Source organism: Synechococcus sp. BO 8801, from assembly GCF_002252675.1.
GTDB lineage: Bacteria > Cyanobacteriota > Cyanobacteriia > PCC-6307 > Cyanobiaceae > Cyanobium.
Genome location: NZ_NQKY01000001.1, coordinates 224,965 through 248,602, shown reverse-complemented (window position 1 = coordinate 248,602; position 23,638 = coordinate 224,965). Strand labels below are relative to the sequence as shown.

Here is a 23,638-nt window from a genome sequence, read left to right as displayed (position 1 = left end):
CCGCCTGCTTTCCCTGGGATTCCCGACACCGGAGGAATCCGTTCCAGCTTTTTCATTGAATGACCATCTACGTCGGCAACCTCTCGTTCCAGGCCGAACGCGAGGACCTTCTCGATCTCTTCGGCCAGTACGGCGAGGTCCGTCAGTGCAGCCTGCCCCTCGACCGTGAGACCGGCCGCAAGCGCGGTTTCGCCTTCATCGAACTCGCCGACGATGCGTCCGAGCAGAAGGCCATCGACGACCTCCAGGACGTCGAATGGATGGGTCGCATGATTCGTGTCAACAAGGCCACCCCCCGTGAGGGTGGCGGCGGCGGTGGCGGCGGTCGCTCCGGCGGCGGCGGCTACGGCGGTGGCGGTGGCGCCGGTTACGGCGGCGGTGGCCGCGGCGGCGGCAATCGCTGGTGAGTCCGGCGGCGGCCAGGGCCGTTGATGGCCCCACGGGGCCAGCCCCGACAGCGGCAGGGCTGAAACGCCTGCTGCGCAGCCTGCGGCCCCACCGCAGGCTCGTCGGCCTGGCGGCCGCCTGCTCGGTTCTCAACAAGCTCTTCGACCTCGCGCCCCCCGTCCTCATCGGTCTGGCGGTCGATGTGGTGGTCCAGCAGCGCACCTCCTGGCTGGCCGGGCTCGGCTTCACCACCGTGCCGGGCCAGCTGGGGGTGCTGGCGGTGCTCTCGTTCCTGATCTGGAGCGCCGAGTCCCTGTTCGAATACCTCTACGCCCTGCTCTGGCGGCGCCTCGCCCAGACGGTGCAGCATGAGCTGCGCATCGAGGCCTACGACCACCTCCAGCATCTGGAGATGGGCTTCTTCGAAGCCGGCAGCAGCGGGCGTCTGCTCACGGTCCTCAACGACGACATCAATCAGCTGGAGCGCTTCCTCGACCAGGGCGCCAATGACATCCTGCAGCTGATCACCACCGTTCTGGCGGTGGGCGGGGCCATGGTGGTCCTCTCCCCCACGGTGGCCGGCGTCTCCTTCCTGCCGATCCCGGTGATCCTCTGGGGCTCGCTCCGCTTCCAGCGGCGCCTGGCCCCCCGTTACCGGGAGGTGCGCGAGCGGGCCGGGGACCTGGCCAGCACCCTCAGCAACAACCTCGGCGGCATGCTCACCATCAAGAGCTACGCCGCAGAGGCGTGGGAGAAGCAGCGGCTGATCGCCCAGAGCCAGGCCTACAGAGCCAGCAACGGCCGCGCCATCCGGCTGTCGGCCGCCTTCATCCCCCTGATCCGGTTCGCGATCCTCTTCGCCTTCATCGCCATCCTCGTGATCGGCGGACTGCAGGCCTGGAGCGGCGCCATCGCCATCGGCACCTACTCGTTCCTGGTCTTCATCACCCAGCGGCTGCTGTGGCCGCTCACCACCCTGGGCCGCACCCTCGACGACTACCAGCGCGCCATGGCCTCCACCCACCGGGTGATGGACCTGCTGGACACCCCCGTCGCCATCCCCAGCGGCAACCTGCCGCTCCCCATCGCCGACGTCCGCGGCCAGATCCGCTTCGAGCGGGTCGACTTCGCCTACAGCGGCCGGGAGCGGCTTCTCGAAGCCTTCGATCTGGAGGTTCCCGCCGGCGCCACCGTGGGGATCGTGGGGGCCACGGGCTCCGGCAAGAGCACGATCGTCAAGCTGCTGCTGCGGCTTTACCCCATCCAGGGCGGGCGGATCCTGCTCGACGGCCTGGCGATCGAGCAGCTGTCCCTGCAGGACCTGCGCCGGGCCATCGGCCTGGTGAGTCAGGAGGTGTTCCTGTTCCACGGCACCGTGGCCGAGAACATCGCCTACGGCACCTTCGCCGCCACCCGCGCGGCCATCGAACGGGCAGCCGGCCTGGCCGAGGCGGCAGGCTTCATTGAGGCCCTGCCCCAGGGGTACGACACCCTGGTGGGGGAACGGGGCCTGCGCCTGTCCGGGGGCCAGCGCCAGCGCATCGCCCTGGCCCGGGCGATCCTCAAGGATCCCCCGGTGCTGGTGCTGGATGAGGCCACCGCCGCCGTCGACAATGAAACCGAGGCGGCGATCCAGCGCTCCCTCGATCGGATCACGGCCTCCCGCACCACCCTGGTGATCGCCCACAGGCTGAGCACGGTGCGCCACGCCGACCGCATCGTGGTGATGGAACAGGGGCGCATCGTCGAGAGCGGCGGGCACGACGAGCTGCTGGCCAGAAACGGCGCCTACGCGGCCCTCTGGCGGGTGCAGACGGGGCTGAGGCCGGAGGAGGCCCTGCGCTGAGCCCACTGGGCTTAGCGTGGATTCAATGAAGATTTCTCAACCCAGCACCGAGGCCAAGGCCAGGACGGCAGCCAAGCCAAGGGCGTCCCGCCGGCGCACCCCCGTGGTTCTGGCCATGGTCTGCGGCCTGGGGGCGGGCCTGCTGCTGGCCGGACCCCTGGCCCAGCTGATCTCGGCCCGGGCCACCGCCGGGGGCAACCCGGCGCTGACCAATCCCTTCGCCGCCTGGAGCGGCGGCATGGACGGTCAGGACGTCCTGATTCTGGGCACCGACGTGGGCGGCGGCAACACCGATGTGATCGCCACCCTGCGCATCGACGGCAAGCGCACCAGCATCACCCAGATCCCCCGCGACACCTACATCGAGGCCGAGAGTTTCGGCCCGGTCAAGATCAACGCCCTCTACAGCCTGGGCGGCATCGAGGCGGTGAAGCGGGAGATCTCCCAGCGCCTCGGCCGCCCCATCCAGCACCACCTGGTCGTCAACCTCTCCTCGATCCGCCAGATGGCCGATGTGCTCGGGGGCATCGAGGTGGACGTTCCCAAGCGGATGCTCTACGTCGACCGCAGCCAGGGGCTGTCCATCGATCTGCAACCCGGGGTGCAGACCCTGCGCGGCAAGGATCTGGAGGGTTTCCTTCGCTTCCGCCACGACGAGACCGGCGACCTGGGGCGCATGGACCGCCAGCAGCTGGCCCTGAAGTCCCTGTTCCGCAAACTCACCCGGCCCGAGTACCTCGTGCGGCTGCCGGCCCTGATGATGGCCGCCCGCAAGGACCTCAAGACCGACCTCGGACCCATGGAGCTCGGGGGCCTGATCACGGCCATGGGCAGCACCCAGCTCGACACCGAGCGGCTGGACGGCCGCCCCTTCTACAAGGACGGCATCAGCTACTGGGACGCCGTCTGGCCGGCTCCGGAGAACGACCCCCTGGAGGCCGGCAACGAGGGCCAGGCCAACGCTACGAACGGCCGCCACCGTTTCCTTTTCTGACCTCTTCCGCCGGAGGCGGAGCTTCGTCGCTGCCCCCGTCGGGCGGGTGGCCGTCACGGTCGGAGAGGGTGATCAGGGCCAGGCCGAGGGCCATCAGCACCGGCACCGGGCTGGAGACGGCCACCGTGACCCCCAGGGCCGCCGTGAACCAGATCGAGGCGGCACTGCTCAGGCCCCGCACCTCCGGAACGCCGTGCTTCGAGCGCACCGGAGGCACCAGGATCTCGCCGGCCCCCAGAAAGCCGATGCCCGCCGCCACCCCCTGGATCACGCGGCTGCGGGCCTGGGCATCGGGCCCGGCCGCCAGGACCATCAGGCAGGCACTCATCCCCACCAGCACATGAACCCGCAGTCGGTTGGGGTGGGCGCGGCTGCCGTGGTGGGCCCGGTTGAGACCCACCGCCAATCCACAGAGCACCGCCATCCCCAGCCGCAGCAGGGCCTCCAGATCCGGGCTCAGCGAGAGGACCATGGCTGTCCGAGGCACGGTGGGGGGTGTTCAACCATGGCGCATCGGCCAACGGCCATGGACCATGGGCCTCCATAGGCTCCTGCCAGCCCAGCGCCACGAGGTCCGTGCGGTCCGCCCTGCTTCGCAACAGCCTGAGGCTCGGGGTGGCCGCCTTCCTCACCGCCGCCCTGTCGCTCTGGTTCGAGCGGATCGCCTACGTCTGGTACCCGATGCTGGCCGTGGTCACCGTCATGGAGGACGGGGACGACCTCAGCCTCCAGGCCGCCAGGGTGCGGGTTTTCGGCACCATCACCGGCGGGCTGGTCACCTTCCTGGTCCACACCGTGCTGTCCGGCTGGCCGGGGGTGCTGGTGTCGCTGCTGCTGATGCTGCCCCTGCTGCGCTGGCTGGGCTGGCAGTCGGCCGCCGGGACCGCGACGCTGGTCAGCCTGATGTTCCTGATGATCCCCAGCCATGTGGCCCTGAACTGGGACTACGTGTTCAACCGCACCCTGGACACGGCCGTCGGCTGCGTGATCGCCATCGTCGTGGGCCTGCTCTTCTGGCCCCGGCGGGGATGCGACCGGCTGATGCGTCTGGAGGCCGGGCTGCGCCAGGGCTATGCCGCCCAGCTGGAGCAGCAGCGGAGCTGGCTCGAGGGCCGTGGCGAGCGGCCCCAGCCCCTGCCCCCGGCCAGGCTCAGCCACGACCTGGTGGCGATGGAGCAGCTGCTCGCCCAGGAGCGACGGGGCCCCCACGGCCTGCGCCTGCAGCGGCAGCACTGGTCGCAGCGGCTGCAGCTGTGGGGCGCGGTCCAGCACCACTGGGTGCAGTGGGAGCGCCTGCTGGGGGGCCTCCCCGACCGGCTGGGCCAGGACGCGGAGCCCGGCGATCCCCTGCAGGCCGGCATGGCACGCATGACCGCCCTGCTTCGGGGGGAGACCCTTCCGGTCCTGGCCCCGGACCCCGGGCCCTGGCAGACCCTGGCCCGGCGCCGCTCCCTGCCGCTGCTGCCGCTGCTGGCCCTGGCCGAGGAGCAGCATCCGCTGCTGGCCAGCCTGCGCACCCTGAGCCTGGTGGCCCGATGCTGATCCGCCGCTCCGAGCTGCGTCTGGCCCTGACAGCCGGGCTGATGAACGGGCTGGGGTCCCTGGCCCCCTTGGCCTACGGCTTCTACGCGCCGATGGCCGTGCTGGTGGTCTGCACCGGCACCTACGGGGGTTCCATCGGCCTGGGCCGCCAGCGGCTGCTGGGGTCGCTGGTGGGGGGGGTGGTGCTGGTGGTCTCCTTCACCGGCCTCAGTCACCTGCCCCTGCCCCTGGGGCTGAGCCTGTCCCTGGTGGCGATGCGGCTGCTGGGGGGGGCGCTGGGCCTGGAGGTGGGGTACAAGGTGGGCAGCAACATCATCGTGATGGGCTGGCTGGTCCACGACGGTGAACTGGGGATGTGGGTCCCGGTGCGGCTGTTCTGGACCGCGGCCGGCATCCTGGTGGCCCTGCTGTGCCTGCGGCTTTTCTGGCCCGACCTGGCGGTGGAGGGCAACCGGCAGCGGCTGCGGCGCTTCCTGGCCGAGCTCGGCGGGGCCCTGATCGCCCAGGCCGACCGCCTCGAGGCCCCGGCCGTCCCGGCGCCGCCAGGGGCCCTGGTGGCCGCCCGGCAGCTTGAGCTGGAGACGGCCCAGGGGCTGCGGCGCCAGCTGGTGGCGCTGCGCCAGGCCATGCCGGCGGTGGCCGATGAGCTCGGCAACAACCCCACCAGCCATGCCACGTTCCGGCTGTTCCAGCTCCTCAACGGGGCCGGCTCCCAGCTGGTCGGCGTGGTCGACGGACTGCGGCTGCTCGAGCACACCCCTGCGGATCGGGGCCCCCTGGAGGGACTCCACGGCGCCCAGGCCGAACTGCTGCGCTCCGTGGCCGGGCGCTTGGAGCAGTGGCGCCACTGCCTCGAGGTGCCCCACCGCCATCGGCCAGCGCCACCCGCCAAGGCCATGACACCTCCGGCCCGCTGGCGGGACCTGGAGCGCTCGCTCCACGATCCGGACCTGGACCGTTTCGATCTGCCCCTGCTGCAGCGCAATGCCAGCCGGCTGATGCTCTGCGGCCAGGCCCTGCGCAGCATCGAGCAGGCGGAGCACAGCTGGCGGGCCCTGGGGGAGGCCAGCGGCTGACGCCATGGCTGCAGCGCCCCCGTCCCCACCGCAGGCCCCCGGGTGCCGCCGGGCGCTGGCGCAGGCGCTGCTGCTGCTGGCCGCTGCCGGATCCGGCAACGCCCAGCCACTCGCCCCCGAGCCCGAGGCTGAGCCACCGCCACCGGAGCCGCCCCTGGTCCGGCTCGAGCCGGGCTGGGGCACCCTCCAGCAGACCCTGGGTCTGCCGGCCTGGGTCGATCTGGATCTGGAGATCCTGGCCGAACCGATGGCCAATCCCGTCGGCGGTCTGGTGAGGCAGGCGAACTGGATCCAGCAGACGACCCTGGCCCTCACCCTGCGAGCCCCCGCCGGCGACGCGGCGGCAGGGGAATGGAAGCGATGGGCGATGCATCTGGCCATCGCCGCCTACAACGGCGACCCCACCTATGCCGAGAGGCTGGGGGCGGCGCTGCCCCTGCAGGAGGTGGCCAACCCGGTGGGGTTCTGGCCCACCCGCGCCAGCCTGGAGCGCCGCTCCGACGACGGTCGCTGGAGCCTGGAGGCGGGGCTGGTGGGCATGGCCCCGGACCTGTTCAGCACCCCGATCGAGGGCTTCTACGTCCACGACGCCCTCAACGGGGCGCCGGTGGTGTTCACGATTCCGAACTTCCCCGTCTTTCCCGTGGCGGCGCCGGGCGCCCTGCTGGTGCTGCGGCCGACCCCGGCCACCACCCTGCGGCTGGCCAGCTTCAACCTGGCCGCCACCGACGAGGTCGCCAGGCTCCTGGGAACCGCCAGCGGCCTTCCCCCCGGCCGGGGCTGGACCCACCAGCTGCAGTGGAGCTACGCGGCCCCATGGCTCAACCGCCGGCTGGGGGCCCCGATCGCCGCCTGCCGCGAGGGCAACGGCATCAGGGTCCAGGGCCGAACCTGCCCCCAGCCGGTCCAGGTGGAGCGCCAGCTTCCCGGAGGACTGCTGCAGCTGGCGGCCTATGCCGGGACCGGGCCGAACCGAGGCCTTTACGGCAGCGCCACCGTGCCCGTGGCCCTGCCCTGGGGCCTCGACCACCGGCTCTGGGCCGCCACCGCCGCGGGCTTCGACACCGCCGCCAATCCCACGCCCAGCTACATCGGCGGCGGTCTGGTGAGCCAGGGGGTGCTGCCCGGCCGTCCCCTTGACCTGCTGATCCTTGGCGTCGCCCGCACCGGCTTCAGTCCGATCACCCAACCCGGCCTGAGCCACGAAGGCGTGGTGGAGCTGGGGTATCAGATCCGTTTCAACCAGTCCTTCAACCTGCAGCCCAGCCTCCAGTGGATCCTCAATCCCGGTGGTGCCGGCCGCGTGCCGGGCCTGTTCGCGGCGGGCCTGCAGCTGGGTTTCAGCTTCTAGGAGCCGGGGAGGCCGATGTCGAGCAAACTGGGCGCCGGATGGGGGGAGCGGGAGGCCATGGGGGGCAGCGGAACGGGGCGGCCCCTGGCCAGGGGGATCCTCGCGGGGATGGTGCCCGGGATGGTGCTCGGTCTCGGCCTTGGAACGGGGCCCGTCGCGGGCCAACCCCTGCCGGCGGCCAGCGCCGGCGACGTGCGACGTCTCGAGCGCCGCTGGAACGAGCTCGATCGCCAGATCCGTGCCCTTGAGGAGCTGCTGCCCGCCGAGGCGGCACCCCACCACGGTGACGGGTCCGCCAGGCCGGCGCTGCCGGGGGCGCTGCTGGGGCCGGCGGAAGCCAGCGCGGTTCCCGGGCCACCGCAGGACAGCGTTCCCCTGCCGCCCCTGGCGCTGCCGGAGGCCGGCGATCTCCGTCCGGGCCAGCTTCAGGCCCTGAGCCTGGAGCAGTCGCTGGCGATCGGCTTCGCCAACAGTCCGGGCCTGCAGGCCCGCCGCGAAGCGGTGGCGGCAGCCCTGGCCGAGCTGCAGAGCCAGATGGGCACCTACTGGCCCCGGATCTCCGCCTACGCCGCCGGCGGCACCGACCAGGCGAGCACCAGCTTCTTCTCCCCCACCGGCACCGGGAGCCTGTTCGCCCCCAGCAACCCCTTCTTCATCCCCCCCGGCGGCAGGGGCTCCCTCAACAACAACGCCAACGGGGTGAGCGGCGGCCTTGAGCTGCGCTACGAACTCCTGGATCTGGCCCGCACACCGAAGGCGCGGGCCGCCCTGGCGCGACTGCGCGGCAGCCGTCTGGACTACGCCGATGCCCTGCGGCGGCTGCAACTGGCCCTGAGCGAGAGCTATTACCAGCTGCAGCGGGCCGACCAGCTGGTGCGCATCCGCGAGGCCGTCGTGCGCAACGACCTGCTGATCCTGCAGGACAGCCTGGATCTCAAGCAGGCCGGGCTGGTGCCCAGGCTCGACGTGCTGCGGCGGCAGGCGATCGAAGCGGACGGCCAGGAGCAGCTGATCGCGGCCCTGGCGGAACGGGCGGTCGCCCGCCGGCGGCTGGCGGCCCTGCTCAACCTGCCGCCCCAGCTGACCCCCACCGCCAGCGACCCGATCCGCCTGCAGCCGCGCTGGCCCCTCGACCTGGAGGCCAGCCTGCTGGCCTCCTTCCGGGACAACCCGGAACTGGAAGCCCTGCTGGCCACCCGCGAGGCGCTGCTGCGCCAGAAGGATGCGGTCGCTGCCGAGCTGCTGCCGAAGCTGTCGCTGTTCGCCAGCGCCGGGGCCGGGGCCAGCAACGCCAACAACTGGAACGTGCGCATCGCCGACGGAGGCTGCTGCGGCACCACGGTGGCCACCTCCCTCAACACCTACGGCACCGACTGGTCGGTGGGCCTGGCGGTGAGCTGGCTGCTGTTCGACGCCGGCACCACCCGGGGCCAGGCCCGGGCCCTGGCCCGACGGGGTGCGGCGGTGGCCCAGCAGTACGCCGCCCAGCGCAACGACATCCGGCTGCGGATCGAGCAGGCCTTCCTGGGCCACGAGGCCAGCCTGGCGCGGCTGGTGGCCGCCAGGCGAGGCGTGGCGGCGAGCCTGGAGGCCTTCCGGGACGCCCGCCTGCGCTACCAGGCGGGGCTGAGCAGCGAGCTGGATCTCTCCAACACCCAGGAACGGCTGATCGCCAGTCTGGTCCAGCGGCTGGAGGCCACCGTGAACGTGAACATCACCTACGCCCAGCTGCTGCGCGAACTGCTGCCCATGCCGACGGACCCCGATGCGGCGGTTCCGGCGCGCCTCGAATGGACCCCATGACGATTCCAGCGGAAGCGATCGATGCCGCCGATGCCCGTCGTGACGGCAGTCTGCGCCTGGGCCAGGTGGTTGCCCTGCTGCTGGTGTCGCTGCCGCTGCTGCTGCTGCTGCAGCCCTACCAGTGGCTCTCGGCCCTCGGCTTCCGCCTCCAGCAGGCCTGGCCCCTGGGCGGGGATGGGGGCATCCCCGGCGGCAGCCTGCTGCTGGTGTTCGCCGGCACGGTGCTGCTGACCCTGCTGGCGAACGGCCCCCTGAAGGGCGGCCGGGGGGGCGGGCTCACCGGGGTGCTGGCCCTGCAGCTGGAGCAGGTGCAGCAGGGCCCCGCCCGCAGCGCAGCCCTCGCCTCCCTGGATCTCAGGCGCCAGCTGGCCCGGCTGCCGCTGTTGCTGCTCACCCACGGCGCCGGCCTGACGGTGGGGCTGGAGTCCCCCTCCGCCTCCCTGGGGGCGAGCCTGCTGCTGGCGCTGCGGGAGAAGGTGGGCCCCCTGAAGCGTCTGCCGCTGCCGGTGCTGCTGGCGACCGGCGCCGGGGCCGGCCTGGGCATCGCCTTCAACTCCGTCCTGCTGGGAGTCACCTATGCCGTCGAGGAGCTCTGCAGGCGGCGCTCGGCGGCGCTGATCAACGGCACCCTGCTGACCACGGGGCTGGGGGTCGTGGTCGGAGCTGCGACGGGCCTGTGGCAGAGCACGGCCGAAGCGGCCCCGGCCCACCACGCCGGCATCAGTCTGCTGGTGGGCGGTGGCCCCCACCTGATCGCACCGGCCCTGCTGCTCACCTTCGGGGCGGGATGGCTGGGGGGAGTCTTCAGCGCCGCCACCGCCTGGATGGCCAAGCGCTGGGGCCAGTGGCTCTCAACGCCTGCAGAGGCGCGGAGGGCGGCCGTCTCCAGGCCGCTGATGGGCGCTCTGGTGGCCGCCCTGGTGATCAGCCTGGCGGCGGTCGCCAGCGAAGGGTGGAGCCTCAACGACGGACAGCTGCTGATCCTGCGCATGGCCTACGGGGAGGATCGCCCGGGGCTGGAGATCCTCCCCTGGAGGCTGCTCGCCTCGGTACTGAGCATCGCCATCGGCGCCCCTGGGGGTGTGATGCACGACGCGATGTCACTGGGGGCGCTGCTGGCCGGGCCCCTGATCGGGGACCTGCCGCCCCTGGAACGTCAGCTGCTGGTATGGACCGCAGCGACAGCCCTGTTCAGCGGCGCCTGCCGCACGCCTCTGTTCTGCGCGCTGTTCGTGGCCCAGATCGCCGGTACGGTCGCCCTGGTACCCCTCTTGTTGCTGGTGGCCGCCCTGGCGGCGCCGATCGGTCGCTGGGTCAGCGAGGACACCTGGAACGAAGTACAGCTGGAACGCTGGCTGGAGGCCCACGCAGCCAGCGGCGCAAGGAAACTGAAAGACGACTGAAAGCTTGCCGTCCATCCTTTCCTTCAATGACAGCAGCGCTGAAGTCGGCGCTAAGGAACAACGGCCGGAAGGGACAGGAAAATCACGCTAATCTGTCCTATGAATACTCACGGTTAACAATCGGCAATCCCAGCCCCTAACGGATTGATTCCCGCAACGGATGGAATCCCCTACTCAGGATGGCGGTGTCCACCACGGCTCCCTGAAATCGGGAGTTCACCCATCACTTGCTCGTTCCGATGCTTGTCCTGTCGACCCGTCATGACCCAGAGAGGGATCGTTTGAAACCACCCGAGACCCCAGACGACGAACGCCTTCGTCTCGCCAAGCTCCGGTCGCTCCGCCTGCTGGACTCGGCGCAGGACGACCCCCATTTCGACCGTCTCACCCGGATGGCCAGGCGCATCTTCAAGGTGCCGATCTCAATGGTCAGCCTGTTGGATGAAAGCCGGCAATGGTTCAAATCCTGTGTGGGTTTCGAAGTTTCAGAAACCCCCAGAACCGTTTCCTTCTGCGGCCATGCGATCCTCGGTTCCGACGCGTTCATCGTCCCCGATGCCCTTGGAGATGAACGCTTCCACGACAATCCTCTGGTCCTGGGCGAGCCCCATGTCCGCTTCTATGCCGGCTGTCCTCTGACGGTGGACAATCGCAAGATCGGAACGCTCTGCATCGTCGATCAGGTGCCCCGAACCCTTGATGAGGATCAGATCGAGATCCTGAAGGATCTGGCGAAAGTGGTGGAACAGGAGATCGCCTCCACGCTTCTTGCCATCAGGGATCAGCTCACCGGCCTTGAGAACCGCCGCGGCTTCCTTGCCCTCGCCCAGCAGAGTCTGCAACTCTGCACGCGCCAGGCAACGCCTGTTTCGCTTCTCTATCTCGACCTGGACGATTTCCAGAGCTTCAATCAGCTCCATGGGCGTCAAGCGGGCGATGACGTGCTAATCAACCTGGCAGATCGGATCAAGGATGTCTGCCGAGACTCCGATGTGGTGGCCAGAATGGGGGGTGATGAGTTTGTGGTCCTGCTGATCAACGCGACCCGGGAACAGGCAGAGATCGTTGTCGATCGCATCAAGAAGGCCCTCAGCCAGGCCCACGGACTGACGAACAATGGGTATCCCATCGCGTTCTCTTTCGGTATCACGGCCTATCAGCCGGAGCGGCATGAAACGATTGTCGAGCTGCTGGCCGATGGAGAGGCCTTGATGGAGGAGATCAAGAAGCTGCGAAACCACTACCTGGACGATCGCGAACCAACCGACCCCGTAGTCTCAGAGGCCGACCGCGCCTTGGCCGGTTTCAACAGCAAACTTCAGGAACGTACCGGCTGATCCTCCCGTCCGGGGCAGTAACCGATTGGATGGCGGCCGCTTGATCGGCGATCATGCACCAACATGTCAACATTTCTGGCCAGCCGTCTCCAGGATTTTCCTGATCGTCTGATCCAGCTGTTGGAGTTTCACTGGCTTGGCCAGATACTCGCTGGCACCGGCAGCCAGGCACTTTTCCCGATCACCTTTCATGGCCAGGGCCGTCAGCACGACGATGGGCAATGCCACGAGCTCTGGCCTGTCACTGGAGCGAATCATGCGCAGGACAGTGAAGCCGTCCACGATCGGCATCGACATATCGAGAATCAACAGACTCGGAACACGCTCCCGCAGGAAATCAATCGCTTCCTGGCCATTGACCACCTCATGCACCTGGTATCCCTTAGCGGTGAGATAGCGGGAATAGATCATGCGGTTGACCCTGCTGTCCTCGGCCAGCAAGATTGAAGGCCGATCCATTGGAGCGCGGGAATCGGGTTCGTCCGTGTCAGTCTGCCCCGTTTCGGGAACAGAACCATCCGTGGCTGTCGCAGGGACGAGCGTGACGGGAAGATGAACATCGAAGCGTGTACCCGTTCCCAGGCTCGATTGCACACCGATGTCACCACCATGCGCCAGGAGGATTCGCTTCACGATCGAGAGGCCAAGGCCTGAGCCTGTGAACTGGCGATTCAGACCACTCTCGATCTGCACGAACGGCTGGAAGATCTTGTTCTGATCCTCGGGGTCGATGCCGATTCCCGAATCGATCACGCAGAGCTCAAGCGTGGCCTGGCCCGATGAAGCCTGTGGGGAACGGACCAGCCTGACCTCAAGGCGAACGGTTCCTGCCTCGGGAGTGAACTTGACGGCATTGCTCAGGAGATTGATGAGAACCTGTCGGAGCAGCCGCTCATCCAGCAGGACGACAGGCAGATCAGGTTCAATCTCTGATGAAAGCAGGATCGACTTGGCCTCCGCCATTCTCTGAATGGTGGAGATACAGGAGTGGCAGAGCAGCGTGATCGAGGCAGGATGGAGGTGGACCTCAAGCTTGCCGGCTTCGATTTTGGTGATGTCAAGAATATCGTTGATCAACTCCAGCAGATGGTTACCACTGCGTTCGATCTCTTCCAATGCCTTGCGTTGGATCGTGGAAACCTCACCATAGATATTGTCCTGCAGCGATTCGGCCATGCCGAGGATCCCATTCAGCGGGGTTCGCAGCTCATGGCTCATGTTGGCCAGGAACTCATCCTTCAGCCGCGTGGAGCGGGCCAGCTGATCATTGGTGGAGGCCAGCTCCTCATTCACCGTGATCAGGCGTTCTTCAGCAAGCTTCTTCTCCTGCAATTCGTCTTCCAGCTTGGTGAACAGATCAGCCTGCTGGATGGCGATACTCAGTTGGCTCGCGACATGATTCACGACCTGGACATCTTCTTCGGTCCAGTGACGAGGCCGCTTGGAGTGATGCATACAGAGCAACCCCCATAGACGGGAACCGCAGATCAAGGGAACCACCAGATTGGATTGAATCTTCAAGCCAAGAAGCAGCTCTCGGTAGCAGGGCTCCAGGTCAGCTGTCGCCACGTCGTCAATGACCTGGTTTCCGCCCTTGAGATAGCGCGCCACCAAGGCATCGTCAAAACACGTATCCTCAATGGAAACAGATAACAACGATTCCGTCTCTGGATGAACAGCCTCGGCAATGAAGGCACCCCGATGACACTGGAACTCCTGATCAAAGCGGTAAATGGCTACCCGGTCAACCGCGAGATAGGGAAGCATTTCATTAACCGCCACCTGAAAGATGCGCTTGAGCTCAAGAAACGTCAGAATCCGCTCGGTGATCTCACGCAGGATCAGTTCTCGTTGCACCTGCCGTTGCAAGTGCACGGCATTCTGCTCCATTTTCTCCGCCATCTGATCAAACGCCACGGATATCCCTGCCAGTTCATCGGAGCCACCCAAACCGCTTCTCACCGCCAGGTCCCCTTCCCCAAGGGCATGGCTGGCATCGATCAGCTTCCTGATCCGGCTGGTCAGCGCGTACTGAAAAAAGAGCCATACGCAGATTCCGAGAACAACCAGGAGACCATTGAAGGCCAGCGTTCGGCTGAATGCTTCACGGAAGGCGCTGCTTTTCGCCTCTTTTAGGCTGTAATCAACGTAGAAGATTCCGACGCGAGACGGCTTCAGTTCATTCGCCAGGGGTTTGAGCAGAATGGGATAAACGGCCGACAGATGAAGGCGGTCCCTGGACAGGCGGACCTCTCCCCGAAGCGTACGTCGGGTCTCGGAAAAGATGGGCGCCAATGGCGCGGCGTTGGTCGCCTCCAGGGGTTGGCCCACCAGGCCGTAGTCATTGGCACGGAGCACGACGTTCTTGTCATTGAACAGGATCACGCTCCGATAGCCTGGGTTCGTTCCCAACTGGCTGATCAATGCAACGACTTGATCACCTTCATCGACTGTTCGATAAAGATAGTCAACCATCCGAACCGCTTGGGAGACCGAAGACTTCAGATAAATGGTGGCGCTTTGCTCGGTTCGACGATTCACATCTTGAACTTCCAGGGCAAACTTGATGGCACCCAAGGAAAAGCCACTGGCGACGATCAGCGCCGGGATCGTGAAGCGAAGTGGTGGAGGGAAACGCGTCATGACGCCAGCGACCACCTAACGTCCAGCCCGTACACGTTCGACAAACTGTGGATCCAGGAGACTGGCTGGGTCGATCTTTTTCGTGATCAGCCCGTTTTCATGCATGACCTGGATCAGGTTTGTCATCGAGACCACCAGGGCTGGATCCCGCTGACTCAGCAACGCCACATTCTCTTCAAGGGATGGCTGCTGGATGAGACGGAAAGCCTCCAGCATCTCCTCCGGCTTCACCTGGGTGCGCCTGGCCATGCGCCGGGCGGCATCGGCGGGATTCCGTTGAAAAAAATCCAAGGCCTTGAATCTTGCCGCCACGAGGGCCTGCAGATTCTCGGAGTTGTCGGTGATCGCCCGGGTGCTGGCAGCAAGCGTATCCACAATTTCGCCCGGGATCAGGCTGCTGTCGAACAATTGGATGGCTCCCGCCTTCAGCAGATTGGTCCGAGCCGGGCCGAAGGTCACCACCGCATCGACCCTTCCCGCCTTGTAGGCGGCTTCGTGATCACTCAACTCCAACGACACCACCTTGACATCCTGGGGGGTCATGCCATTGAACTCCAGGGCCCTGGCGAGAAAGAAAGCTCCCAGGGCGGTGGACTCCACGCCGATGCGCTTTCCCTTCAGGTCTCGCATCTCTGTCAGGCCAGGCCTGGCGAGGATCACATCACCACCGTTGGAATAGTCCATAACGGCAATGATCCTGATGTCCCCCTGGGTGGCAGCCAAGGTGATCACCTGATCAATCGACAGGCCGGCTCCGTCGATCTCATCGTTGCGGTAGGCCCGGACTTCCTCGGTCCCGGATGGAAAATCGATCAGTCTGATGGGCTTGCCTTTGAGTTCTCCCAGATCTCTCGCCAGAAAGAGGGTTTCGTATCCCGTCCAAAGGTTGGCGCCGATTCTCAGGGGCGCTGCTGACGGACCGAAGCAACTCGTCAGCGTGGCCATCATGGCCAGGGCGACCATGCCGATCAGGAACCACGCCGGCCGTCTCCGCGGTCTCAGCATTCTCGGCGTTCTCAGCGTTTTCTGTTCCAACACGGAGCTGGTATGCATGGCTTCCATTGTCGGCCTCACAGGAAACAACGCTTCAGGAATTGAGGAGAAAGTTTATCCGCGACTAAATTTTACGAGCAGGAGATCATCACTGGTCGGGCGAAATACCCAGCCGAAAAGATCATTCCGGCCGTGAAGCATACCAGCGCTCGATCCTGTAACCCAGGATCACCAGCAGCACCACCAGCCAGAACCACAGTTCCGGTGGGTTGGCATTGCACAGCACCACCAGCAGCACCACCTCGCTGACCAGCCAGGGAAGCTCCTGACGCAGCAGGGGATTGCGGATCTGCCACCAGCGACGATCACTCATGGCGGAGAGCCACTCTGACGCAGGGACGGACGGTCCCAGAGCCGATCGATGCGCAGGCTGCGGTAGCCGCCCGTGAGGGAGCGCAGGCCCGGAATCACGTAGGTGATCGGGGTGCGCCACTCCACGTAGGCATGGGCGGCGATCGTCAGGCCCTCCCGCACAGGGAACACCCCACTGCCGCCGGAGAGGGTCCAGCGGTAGCCGTCCCGGCTGCCGGGGTCCCTCTCCAGGGCGATCTCCGTGCGCATCACCGGTCCGTGCTTGAGCAGGTCCCGGGCCAGCTGGGGGTTGCCGATGGTGGTGGAGATGTCCTCCTCCGTGGCCGGCAGGGCCAGCACCTGGACCACCTTGCCGACGATGCCGCCGAACCGGCCCCGCTGGTCCCAGAGCGGCACCACCTCCACCGGCAGGCCGGCCGGCAGTCGGCGGGCATCGGCCGGGGCAAAGTAGGCCACGGCCTGCAGCCGCGGCCCCCCGGCAGCGCCGCCTCCGGCCCGGCCCAGGGTGCCGAGGCGCTGGCCGGTGGCGACCGTCTGGCCCTGGATCACCTGCAGATCCAGCACGGTGCCGTCCCGGTCGGCGAGCACCTGGCCGTCGAAAGCCAGACGGGCCTCGGTGACCCGGATCTGACGGCGCATGTCGTCGATCTGGTAACGGCGCCGCAACGCCTGGGTCTGGATATCCAGCCGCACCTGCTCGTAGCGGGTCAGCAGGTCCTTCTCCTGGATCCTGACCGCATCAAGACTGACGCTGGTGCTGGTCAGCCCCTGCTCAGCCGCCACCACCTCGGAGGCCAGGGGCGCCACCACCTCCCGCTTGCTCAGCCAGCGCAGGTTGCGCACCTTTTCTGCATAGGTGGCCGCCAGTTCCTGATAGCGGCGCCGATCCTGGGCCAGCTTGGCCAGGGCGGTGTCGACGCTGAGTCGCTCGCTGGAGAGCCGCAGGGCATCGCGCCTGTCGAGGTCGCGGTTGTCGCGCTCCAGCTGGGCGAGGTTGCCGCGCTGCTGCTGCAGCTGGCGGTCGAGCACCGGCAGATACAGCTCCATCAGCACCTGCCCCTTGCGCACCTCCTGCCCCACAGCCACCCGCAGGCGCCGCACCTGCCCGCCGGCGCGGGCATCGAGCAGGCCGGCGGTGTCGGGGTAGATCAGCACCCCCTGCCCCATCACCTCGGTGGGCACGGGCCAGAACAGCACCCAGAGCCCGAGGGCCCCGCCCATCGCCACCAGGCAAGCACCCACCTGGCCCCGGTCGCTGAGGCCACTCCAACGGCGGCGCAGGGCCGCCACCGGCCGGCGAGGCTGGGCTGCTCCGGGCGGAAGGGCTGCACCGGTCGGGGGAGCGGAGGTGGCCATCGCCGCCAGCATGCTGGATGGAAGGCCGCCTGTCAGCCCGGCAGGACGCCGAATCCGGCCAGACCCCCCGGATCGGCCGCCCCGGCGATCACATCGGCCAGCAGGGGCGCGAGCACCGGCACCTGGGCGAAGGCACCGCCGAAGCCACTGAAGACCCACAGACCCGCCGCGCCGCCCAGGGGCCCCACCAGGGGAAGCCCGCCGCTGCAGAAGGCCACCGGCACCTGGCGGTAGGGGCCCTGCAGGGCGGCCAGAACCGGATCGAGCCCGGCCAGGGCCTGGCGCAGCCGGCGTTCCATGACGGCCGCATCGGGCGGCTCGCCGCTGTCCAGGCCCGGCCGCACCAGGCTGATCTGCCCCAGCAGCAGTCCCTCCCCCTGGGGGGCGAAACCGGCATCGACGATCCAGCGTTCCTCCCCCAGCTCCGGGGCGCGGGCCTCCAGGGACGGTCGCTGCCAGTGCCGCGGCTGAACGATGCGGCGCCGGGCCGCGTGCCCCAGCCAGGGACTGGAGGACGCTGAGGAAAGGCTCGGGCGCACCGGCAGGGTCAGCACCCCGGCCCAGCTGGCGCGATGGCGCTCCGGCAGGCCGGGGGCCAGGGTGCGGCAACCGGCTCCGGCCGCCAGCACCACCTGATCCGCCAGGTGGGTGCCGCCCGGCTCCAGCTCCAGGTGCCAGCCACCGGACAGGGGCCGCGGCGGCGCCACCACCCTGCCCCGCCGATGCTCGACCCCGGCCGCCGCCAGCACCCCGGGCAGGGCGGCCATCAGCACGGCGGTGTCCACCTGGGCGAAGCGGGGGCGCAGCAGGGGGGTGGTCCAGTCGCCGCCATGGAGACGCAGGCCGCAGCCCCGCCAGCCAAGCCGCCCATGGCGCGCCTGCAGCCGTCGCCAGCGGGCGGGGGCCTGGCGCAGCAGCCGGCCCAGGGGCCCCGGAGCCCCGGCCCACCAGGCCACCCCGCCGTAGCTGAGGGCCGTGGCCGTGGCCTCCCCGCCATCCACCAGGGTCACCGCCAGGCCCCGCTCCGCCAGCTCCAGGGCCAGCAGGCTGCCGGCCAGCCCGCCCCCGATGACGGTCAGCCGGCCAGGGGCCGCCACTCTCAGATCTGCAGGGTGAAGGAGCCGATCACCACGGCGAACAGGTCCTTCACCTTGTTCCAGCGGGCTTCGTTGGTGCTGGCGGCGAAGGTGTAGAGCCGACCGCGGTCGACCACCACCGTGGCGAGCTCGTGGCGGTCCCGGTCGGCCAGATGGACCGTGTACTCGAGGTCGTAGTAGGTGCGGCCGCCCTGCTCGCGCTCGTGGGCCTCCACCAGTTCAGCGTCGCGGCCGCTGCCCTCCGGGGAGATGACGCTGCGCCGCAGGGTCTCGCCCACCTCGACGGCACTGCCGAGCTGGCTGAGATCCCGGTCGGGGGTGACCTCGGACACCACCAGGCTGAGGGTCTCGTCGCTGTTGATCAGGTCGTGGAAGACCACCTGGGGACCATTGGAGACCTGCACCCGGGTCCAGCCGGTGGGGTACAGGAAGGCGTAGCGGCCATCCGGGCTCTGGAAGGAGTTCAGGCCCGCGGCGGCGGCGCTGCAGCCCACCAGCATCAGGGTCAGCAGCAGGCCCGCCAGCAGGGAGCCGGCGCGGGCTCGCCAGGGGCCGGCGGCGGCGGGGGCAACGGGCTGGTGGGTGGCGGGGAAACCCATGGCACGGGGCGGGGCGGGGGAGCTGGCGGGAGCCGGGGCCATCCTCACCCGGCGCCGTCGCCCGCCGCGAGCAGGCCGCCTAGATTCGTTCCTACCTGCAGCCGGTCCGCTGAGCGGTTTCACCCGACCCCTGGCCCGGCTGATCGACCAGTTCGAACGACTGCCCGGCATCGGGCCCCGCACGGCCCAGCGACTGGCCCTGCACCTGCTGCGCCAGCCGGAGGAGCAGATCCGCAGCTTCGCCGATGCCCTGCTGGCGGCCCGCAGCCAGGTGGGCCAGTGCCGGCGCTGTTTCCATCTCTCGGCCGAGGAGTTCTGCGAGATCTGCCGCAATGAGGAGCGCCGCAACGGCCAGATCTGTGTGGTGGCCGACTCCCGCGACCTGCTGGCGATGGAACGCAGCCGTGAATTCCACGGCCAGTACCACGTGCTGGGCGGGCTGATCTCACCGATGGATGGCATCGGTCCGGAGCTGCTGCAGATCCAGCCTTTGGTGGAGCGGGTCGACCGGGAGGATGCGATCGAGGTGATCCTGGCCCTCACCCCCAGCGTGGAGGGGGACACCACCAGCCTCTACCTGGCCCGGCTGCTCAAACCGTTCACCAGCGTCACCCGCATCGCCTACGGCCTGCCGGTGGGGGGGGAGCTGGAGTATGCCGACGAAGTCACCCTGGCCCGGGCGTTCGAAGGACGCCGGCGCATGGAATGAACCCCACCGCGACACCATGACCGCCACCAGCCGCTACAGCGCCACCCCCCCCGCCGAGCGACTGCCGGACTGGATCCGTCGTCCCCTGGGGGAGGCCTCGGCCACTGAACGGGTGCAGGGGGTGGTCAAGGCCCAGCGGCTGCACACCATCTGCGAGGAGGGGCGCTGTCCCAACCGGGGCGAGTGCTACGCCGCCGGCACGGCCACCTTCCTGCTGGGGGGCCCGATCTGCACCCGCAGCTGCGCCTTCTGCCAGGTGGACAAGGGCCGGGCCCCGATGCCCCTGGACGGGGCCGAGGCGGAGCGGGTGGCGGAGGCGGTGCAGGAGCTCGGCCTGCGCTACGTGGTGCTCACCGCCGTGGCCCGCGACGACCTGCCCGACCACGGGGCAAGCCTCTTCACCGCCACCATCGCGGCGATCCGCCGCCGGGATCCCCGGGTGCTGATCGAGGTGCTGACGCCCGATTTCTGGGGGGGACACCCGGACCCCGAAGCGGGCCGCCTTGCCCAGCGCCAACGGCTGGCCGCGGTGCTGGCGGCCGCGCCGGTGTGCTTCAACCACAACCTGGAAACGGTGGAGCGACTGCAGGGGGAGGTGCGCCGCGGCGCCACCTACCGCCGCTCCCTGGATCTGCTGGCCACGGCCCGGGAACTGGCGCCGGGGATTCCCACGAAATCCGGCCTGATGCTGGGCCTCGGGGAGACGGCCGCCGAGGTGGTCGCCACCCTGGAGCACCTGCGGGCCGCCGGTTGCCAGCGGCTCACCCTGGGCCAGTACCTGCGCCCCTCCCTCGCCCACATCCCCGTGGCCCGCTACTGGCGGCCAGAGGAGTTCGAGGAGCTGGGCGCCATCGCCCGCGGCATGGGCTTCGCCCAGGTTCGCAGCGGCCCGCTGGTGCGCAGCAGCTACCACGCCGAAGCCACGGACCCCGGCGTCTAAGCCACTGCGGTGCCCTCAGAGCCGCAGCAGGAAGGCGTCCCGGCGGTGGAAATCGGGCTCGGCCCCCGGATGGACCAGGGCCCAGTAGCTCAGCTGGCCGTGACGGTCCTCGATCACTGCGGCGATCGCCACCTGCAGGGGGGCATCGGGGGCAATCGGGGCCGGCAGCGGCAGATCCAGCTCCATGGACAGAACTCCGCCCCCCTGGCTCACCCGGTGCAAGTGCCGGTCGTAGCCAGGCTCCGGCCGCAGCCCCAGCCGGTAGTCCTCCAGTCGGTACAGGTTCCAGTGGCCCGCCGGGGAAAGATTCAGTTCCCAGTAGGGCCGCTCGCCCTCGAGGCCCCAGAAGCACTCGAAGCAGGTCGTGGTCCAGAGCCCGTCCCTCCGTGTGGGCGAGGCGACCGGTGGCGGCAGCTGCACCGTCTCGATCACGCCGCTCAGCCGGTAGCGGAGCCGCAGCAGGGCCCCCTCCCGGCAGACCTCACCCTCCAGCCGCAGGCCCGGCGAGGGACCGTCAGCACCGAAGGGGCGCAGGTCGAAGCCATGGCGGAGCGTCCCGGACATCAGAGGCGGCTGGCGCAGCCGGCCCGGAGCTCGTCGATCACCGCGAGGATCTGCCGCTCCTGGGCCTCGATGCTGGCCGTCAGCCGGAACTGCACCAGGGCCCGCTGCAGGTTGTGGTCGGGCCGCTCCGTCCGGAAGTAGACGTTTCCAGCCAGGTGATCGGTGAAGAAACGCAGGCCAAGCTCGAAGCTGATCAGGCGGATCGCGGCGTAGAGGTGGTCGTAGTCGGCCTCGGTGAGAAAGCCTGAGGCGGCGGACAGGTAGCCGCCCAGCACCGCGCGGCAGAGGTCCACATCGAAACGGACGGCCTCCAGATCCGCCGTCTCCTCGCCGAGGGGGTTGCAGCAGGAGCGCAGGCAGTCGCCGATGTCGTAGTGGATCAGCCCGGGCTTCACCGTGTCGAGGTCCACCAGGGCCACGGCCCGGCCGGAGCCGGCTTCCAGCATCACGTTGCTGACCTTGGGGTCCCCGTGGATGGGGCGAAGCCGCAGACGGCCGCTCACCCTGGCCGCCTCCAGCACCGGCGCGAAGTCCCGGCGCTCCTCCACGAAGGCCCGGCAATGGCTGACGTCGCCCCCGGCCGCGGCCGGTGCGCCGGCCAGCACCGCGTCGTACTGCTCCAGATACCTGGGGGTGACATGGAAGCCCTCCAGGGTGTCGGCCAGCCGCTCCGGAGACAGATCACTGATCAGGTGGTGGAACAGACCCAGGCCGACGCCCACCTCCCGGGCCTGGTCGGCACTGGTCACCAGATCGAAGCTCCTTGAGAATTCGACGAAGGTGATCAGGCGCCAGAAGCCGTCCCCCCGCTCCACCCAGGGCCGCTGGTCGGCGCGGCAACGCACCACCCGGGGGACCTCCCAGCGCCGCTCCCCCAGGGGGAAGCCCTCCCCTGCCAGGCGCCGGTCGACATGCTCCCCGAGGGCGAGGATGTTGGCCATCACCAGATCGGGCCGGGGAAACACCCTGCGGTTCAGGCGCTGCAGGACGAACCGCCGCTCGGGCGGGCCGTCGCAGACGACGACGAAGCTCTCGTTGACGTTGCCGCTGCCCAGAGGATCGAGGCTGCGAACCCGGCCGGGAAGCTCGAACGCCTCGGCGATGGAGACCAGGGCGCCGTCGGATTCCCCCAGGGTCATGGGCCGCTCAGCGGTGGCGCAGGTGGGGTTGATGGTATGCCGCCCCGGCAGCCCTGCAGAAGGGCGAGCACCTGACGGTCGCTGAGTTGCTCGAAGTGCTCGTACCAGAGCCCCACGGCCTGCAGGTCGCTGACGACGGCCAGGGCCTCCATGCGTTCCACCAGGTGGCCCAGTTCGCCGGCGACGTCCCGATCCACCACCGGCACCGCCAGGGCCAGGGAGGCCGGGCGCACACGGCGCAGGGACAGCAGCGCCGCCTTCACCGTCATGCCGGTGGCGATGCCGTCGTCCACCACGATCAGGTGCCGGCCGCGCAGCTGATCGGCGGGTGGGTCCCCGAACCGGCGCTGCCGCCGTTGCAGTTCCAGCTCCTGGTCCCGTAACCAGCCGTGCTCTGTTGCCGTGGTGGCCCGCTGCCGGCCCCCCGCCCCGTTGCGCCAGACCACCACCCCGCCGGCGGCGACGGCCCCGATCGCCAGTTCGGGCCAGCTGGGATCGGCGACCTTGCGCACCGACCAGGTCACCAGGGGCAGCTCCAGCCGCGACGCCATCGCGGCCGCCACCGGCACACCGCCCCGGGGCAGGGCCACCAGGGTGGTGTCGCCGCTGTGGCCCCGGCGATCGGCGAAGGCCTCGGCCAGGGCGAGGCCCGCCTGGTGGCGGCTGGTCCAGAGGGGAGCGCGGAGCACCATGGCGACGGGAACGGCGGGACGGATCAGGAGAGGGCTTCGGTCCTGGCCCCGGCCAGGTGGCGGAGGAACCAGTCGCGGGCCAGGTGGGCGGCCTGCTCCAGGGCACCGGACTCCTCGAACAGGTGGGTGGCTCCCGGCACCACCTGCAGGGCATGGGGGGCCGTGAGGAGCATCGCGGCCTGTCGGTTGAGCTGGAGCACCTCGAAATCCAGGCCACCGACGATCAGACAGGTGGGGCAGGCCACCAGCGGCAGGTCGGCAGGCGCCAGATCGGGGCGTCCGCCCCGCGACACCACGGCGGCCACCGACTCCGGGCGTGCCGCCGCCGCCACCAGGGCCGCCGCGGCGCCGGTGCTGGCGCCGAACAGTCCGATCGGCAGGTCACTCAGGTCCGGCTGGCAGCCCACCCAGTCGATGGCCCCGATCAGGCGTCGGCCCAGCAGGGGGATATCGAAGCGCAGGGAGCGATCGAGCTCATCGATCCGCTCCTCGGCGGCGGTGAGCAGATCGAGCAGGAGCGTGGCCAACCCTGCGTCCACCAGAACGCTGGCCACGTACCGGTTGCGGCGGCTGAGGCGGCTGCTGCCGCTGCCATGGGCGAACAGCACCAGACCCGCGGCCGGCTCCGGCAGGGTCAGGACACCGTCCAGCGCCAGTCCATGCGACGCCACGCCGACCTCCAGCTGCATGGTCGTCCTGCCACTCACGGCCCCAACCCTCACTCATTGTTTCGTGCTAGCCACGGCCCTCGACGGCGGATGCAGCACATCCGCCGCTGCTGCTGCCCATCCCTGT

22 protein-coding genes are annotated in these 23,638 nt (G+C 68.9%); 11 read left to right on the top strand and 11 right to left on the bottom strand.

Annotated elements, in window-relative coordinates; translation table 11 throughout:
* Nucleotides 1-59: 59 nt before the first annotated feature.
* From rbp to CJZ86_RS01210, 3 genes are all read left to right on the top strand, one after another.
* Nucleotides 60-407, top strand: coding sequence for an RNA-binding regulator (rbp, locus tag CJZ86_RS01220; RefSeq protein WP_094584133.1), 348 nt, complete (start codon nt 60-62; stop codon nt 405-407).
* Nucleotides 404-2,233, top strand: coding sequence for an ABC transporter ATP-binding protein (locus CJZ86_RS01215; protein WP_094584132.1), 1,830 nt, complete (start codon nt 404-406; stop codon nt 2,231-2,233). Before rbp ends, CJZ86_RS01215 begins: the two co-directional genes overlap by 4 nt.
* 115 nt (nt 2,234-2,348) lie before the next feature.
* Nucleotides 2,349-3,227 (top strand): LCP family protein, encoded by an 879-nt coding sequence (locus CJZ86_RS01210; RefSeq protein WP_094584131.1) that lies wholly within the window; start codon nt 2,349-2,351, stop codon nt 3,225-3,227.
* On the opposite strand, the gene CJZ86_RS01205 is transcribed toward CJZ86_RS01210, so the two are convergent.
* On the bottom strand, nt 3,196-3,699 hold the full coding sequence (locus tag CJZ86_RS01205; protein ID WP_094584130.1) for an MgtC/SapB family protein: 504 nt from the start codon (nt 3,697-3,699) through the stop codon (nt 3,196-3,198). The two genes, CJZ86_RS01210 and CJZ86_RS01205, sit on opposite strands and share 32 nt — an antisense overlap.
* Before the next feature lie 104 nt (nt 3,700-3,803).
* Between CJZ86_RS01205 and CJZ86_RS01200 the strand changes: the two genes are divergently transcribed.
* The 6 genes from CJZ86_RS01200 to CJZ86_RS01175 all read left to right on the top strand — a co-directional run bounded on the left by CJZ86_RS01200 (nt 3,804) and on the right by CJZ86_RS01175 (nt 11,739).
* Entirely contained in the window at nt 3,804-4,769 is a 966-nt protein-coding gene (locus tag CJZ86_RS01200) for an FUSC family protein (protein ID WP_094584129.1), read from the top strand.
* Nucleotides 4,763-5,845: an FUSC family protein gene (locus tag CJZ86_RS01195; protein WP_094584128.1), complete on the top strand. Its 1,083-nt coding sequence runs from the start codon at nt 4,763-4,765 to the stop codon at nt 5,843-5,845. Before CJZ86_RS01200 ends, CJZ86_RS01195 begins: the two co-directional genes overlap by 7 nt.
* Before the next feature lie 4 nt (nt 5,846-5,849).
* Entirely contained in the window at nt 5,850-7,196 is a 1,347-nt protein-coding gene (locus CJZ86_RS17470) for a carbohydrate porin (RefSeq protein ID WP_094584127.1), read from the top strand.
* A 15-nt stretch (nt 7,197-7,211) separates the two neighbouring features.
* Nucleotides 7,212-8,999: a TolC family protein gene (locus CJZ86_RS01185; RefSeq protein WP_094584126.1), complete on the top strand. Its 1,788-nt coding sequence runs from the start codon at nt 7,212-7,214 to the stop codon at nt 8,997-8,999.
* The gene (locus tag CJZ86_RS01180) at nt 8,996-10,402 is read left to right on the top strand and encodes a chloride channel protein (protein ID WP_158219476.1); all 1,407 of its coding nucleotides are present in this window, start codon (nt 8,996-8,998) and stop codon (nt 10,400-10,402) included. The genes CJZ86_RS01185 and CJZ86_RS01180 overlap by 4 nt, the downstream gene beginning before the upstream one ends.
* Nucleotides 10,403-10,641: 239 nt before the next feature.
* Nucleotides 10,642-11,739, top strand: coding sequence for a GGDEF domain-containing protein (locus tag CJZ86_RS01175; RefSeq protein WP_233133763.1), 1,098 nt, complete (start codon nt 10,642-10,644; stop codon nt 11,737-11,739).
* A 66-nt stretch (nt 11,740-11,805) separates the two neighbouring features.
* On the opposite strand, the gene CJZ86_RS01170 is transcribed toward CJZ86_RS01175, so the two are convergent.
* The 6 genes from CJZ86_RS01170 to psbP form a co-directional block, all read right to left on the bottom strand.
* Nucleotides 11,806-14,382, bottom strand: coding sequence for an ATP-binding protein (locus CJZ86_RS01170; RefSeq protein ID WP_143594001.1), 2,577 nt, complete (start codon nt 14,380-14,382; stop codon nt 11,806-11,808).
* A 15-nt stretch (nt 14,383-14,397) separates the two neighbouring features.
* Nucleotides 14,398-15,345, bottom strand: a complete 948-nt coding sequence (locus CJZ86_RS01165) for an ABC transporter substrate-binding protein (RefSeq protein ID WP_233133762.1) — start codon at nt 15,343-15,345, stop codon at nt 14,398-14,400.
* A gap of 211 nt (nt 15,346-15,556) precedes the next feature.
* Nucleotides 15,557-15,748: a hypothetical protein gene (locus CJZ86_RS01160; RefSeq protein WP_094584122.1), complete on the bottom strand. Its 192-nt coding sequence runs from the start codon at nt 15,746-15,748 to the stop codon at nt 15,557-15,559.
* On the bottom strand, nt 15,745-17,037 hold the full coding sequence (locus tag CJZ86_RS01155) for an NHLP bacteriocin system secretion protein (protein WP_094584212.1): 1,293 nt from the start codon (nt 17,035-17,037) through the stop codon (nt 15,745-15,747). The genes CJZ86_RS01160 and CJZ86_RS01155 overlap by 4 nt, the downstream gene beginning before the upstream one ends.
* A gap of 98 nt (nt 17,038-17,135) precedes the next feature.
* Nucleotides 17,136-18,200: an NAD(P)/FAD-dependent oxidoreductase gene (locus CJZ86_RS01150; protein ID WP_094584121.1), complete on the bottom strand. Its 1,065-nt coding sequence runs from the start codon at nt 18,198-18,200 to the stop codon at nt 17,136-17,138.
* Between the two features lie 2 nt (nt 18,201-18,202).
* Nucleotides 18,203-18,799 (bottom strand): photosystem II reaction center PsbP, encoded by a 597-nt coding sequence (gene psbP / locus CJZ86_RS01145; RefSeq protein WP_286145679.1) that lies wholly within the window; start codon nt 18,797-18,799, stop codon nt 18,203-18,205.
* Between the two features lie 139 nt (nt 18,800-18,938).
* On the opposite strand from psbP, the gene recR reads away from it, so the two are divergent.
* Nucleotides 18,939-19,508 (top strand): recombination mediator RecR, encoded by a 570-nt coding sequence (recR, locus tag CJZ86_RS01140; RefSeq protein WP_233133770.1) that lies wholly within the window; start codon nt 18,939-18,941, stop codon nt 19,506-19,508.
* 16 nt (nt 19,509-19,524) lie between these two features.
* Nucleotides 19,525-20,448: a lipoyl synthase gene (lipA, locus tag CJZ86_RS01135; protein WP_094584120.1), complete on the top strand. Its 924-nt coding sequence runs from the start codon at nt 19,525-19,527 to the stop codon at nt 20,446-20,448.
* Nucleotides 20,449-20,463: 15 nt separating this feature from the next.
* Here the strand turns inward: lipA and CJZ86_RS01130 are convergent, their stop codons facing one another.
* From CJZ86_RS01130 to CJZ86_RS01115, 4 genes are read right to left on the bottom strand one after another with little or no spacing between them, the layout of a single operon-like run.
* The gene (locus tag CJZ86_RS01130; RefSeq protein ID WP_094584119.1) at nt 20,464-21,012 is read right to left on the bottom strand and encodes a DOMON-like domain-containing protein; all 549 of its coding nucleotides are present in this window, start codon (nt 21,010-21,012) and stop codon (nt 20,464-20,466) included.
* The gene (locus tag CJZ86_RS01125) at nt 21,012-22,151 is read right to left on the bottom strand and encodes a phosphotransferase enzyme family protein (RefSeq protein ID WP_094584118.1); all 1,140 of its coding nucleotides are present in this window, start codon (nt 22,149-22,151) and stop codon (nt 21,012-21,014) included. Before CJZ86_RS01125 ends, CJZ86_RS01130 begins: the two co-directional genes overlap by 1 nt.
* A complete protein-coding gene (locus CJZ86_RS01120; RefSeq protein ID WP_094584117.1) occupies nt 22,148-22,843 on the bottom strand; it encodes a phosphoribosyltransferase in 696 nt (231 codons plus the stop codon). Before CJZ86_RS01120 ends, CJZ86_RS01125 begins: the two co-directional genes overlap by 4 nt.
* Before the next feature lie 23 nt (nt 22,844-22,866).
* A complete protein-coding gene (locus CJZ86_RS01115; protein ID WP_094584116.1) occupies nt 22,867-23,532 on the bottom strand; it encodes a dienelactone hydrolase family protein in 666 nt (221 codons plus the stop codon).
* Nucleotides 23,533-23,638 lie beyond the last annotated feature (106 nt).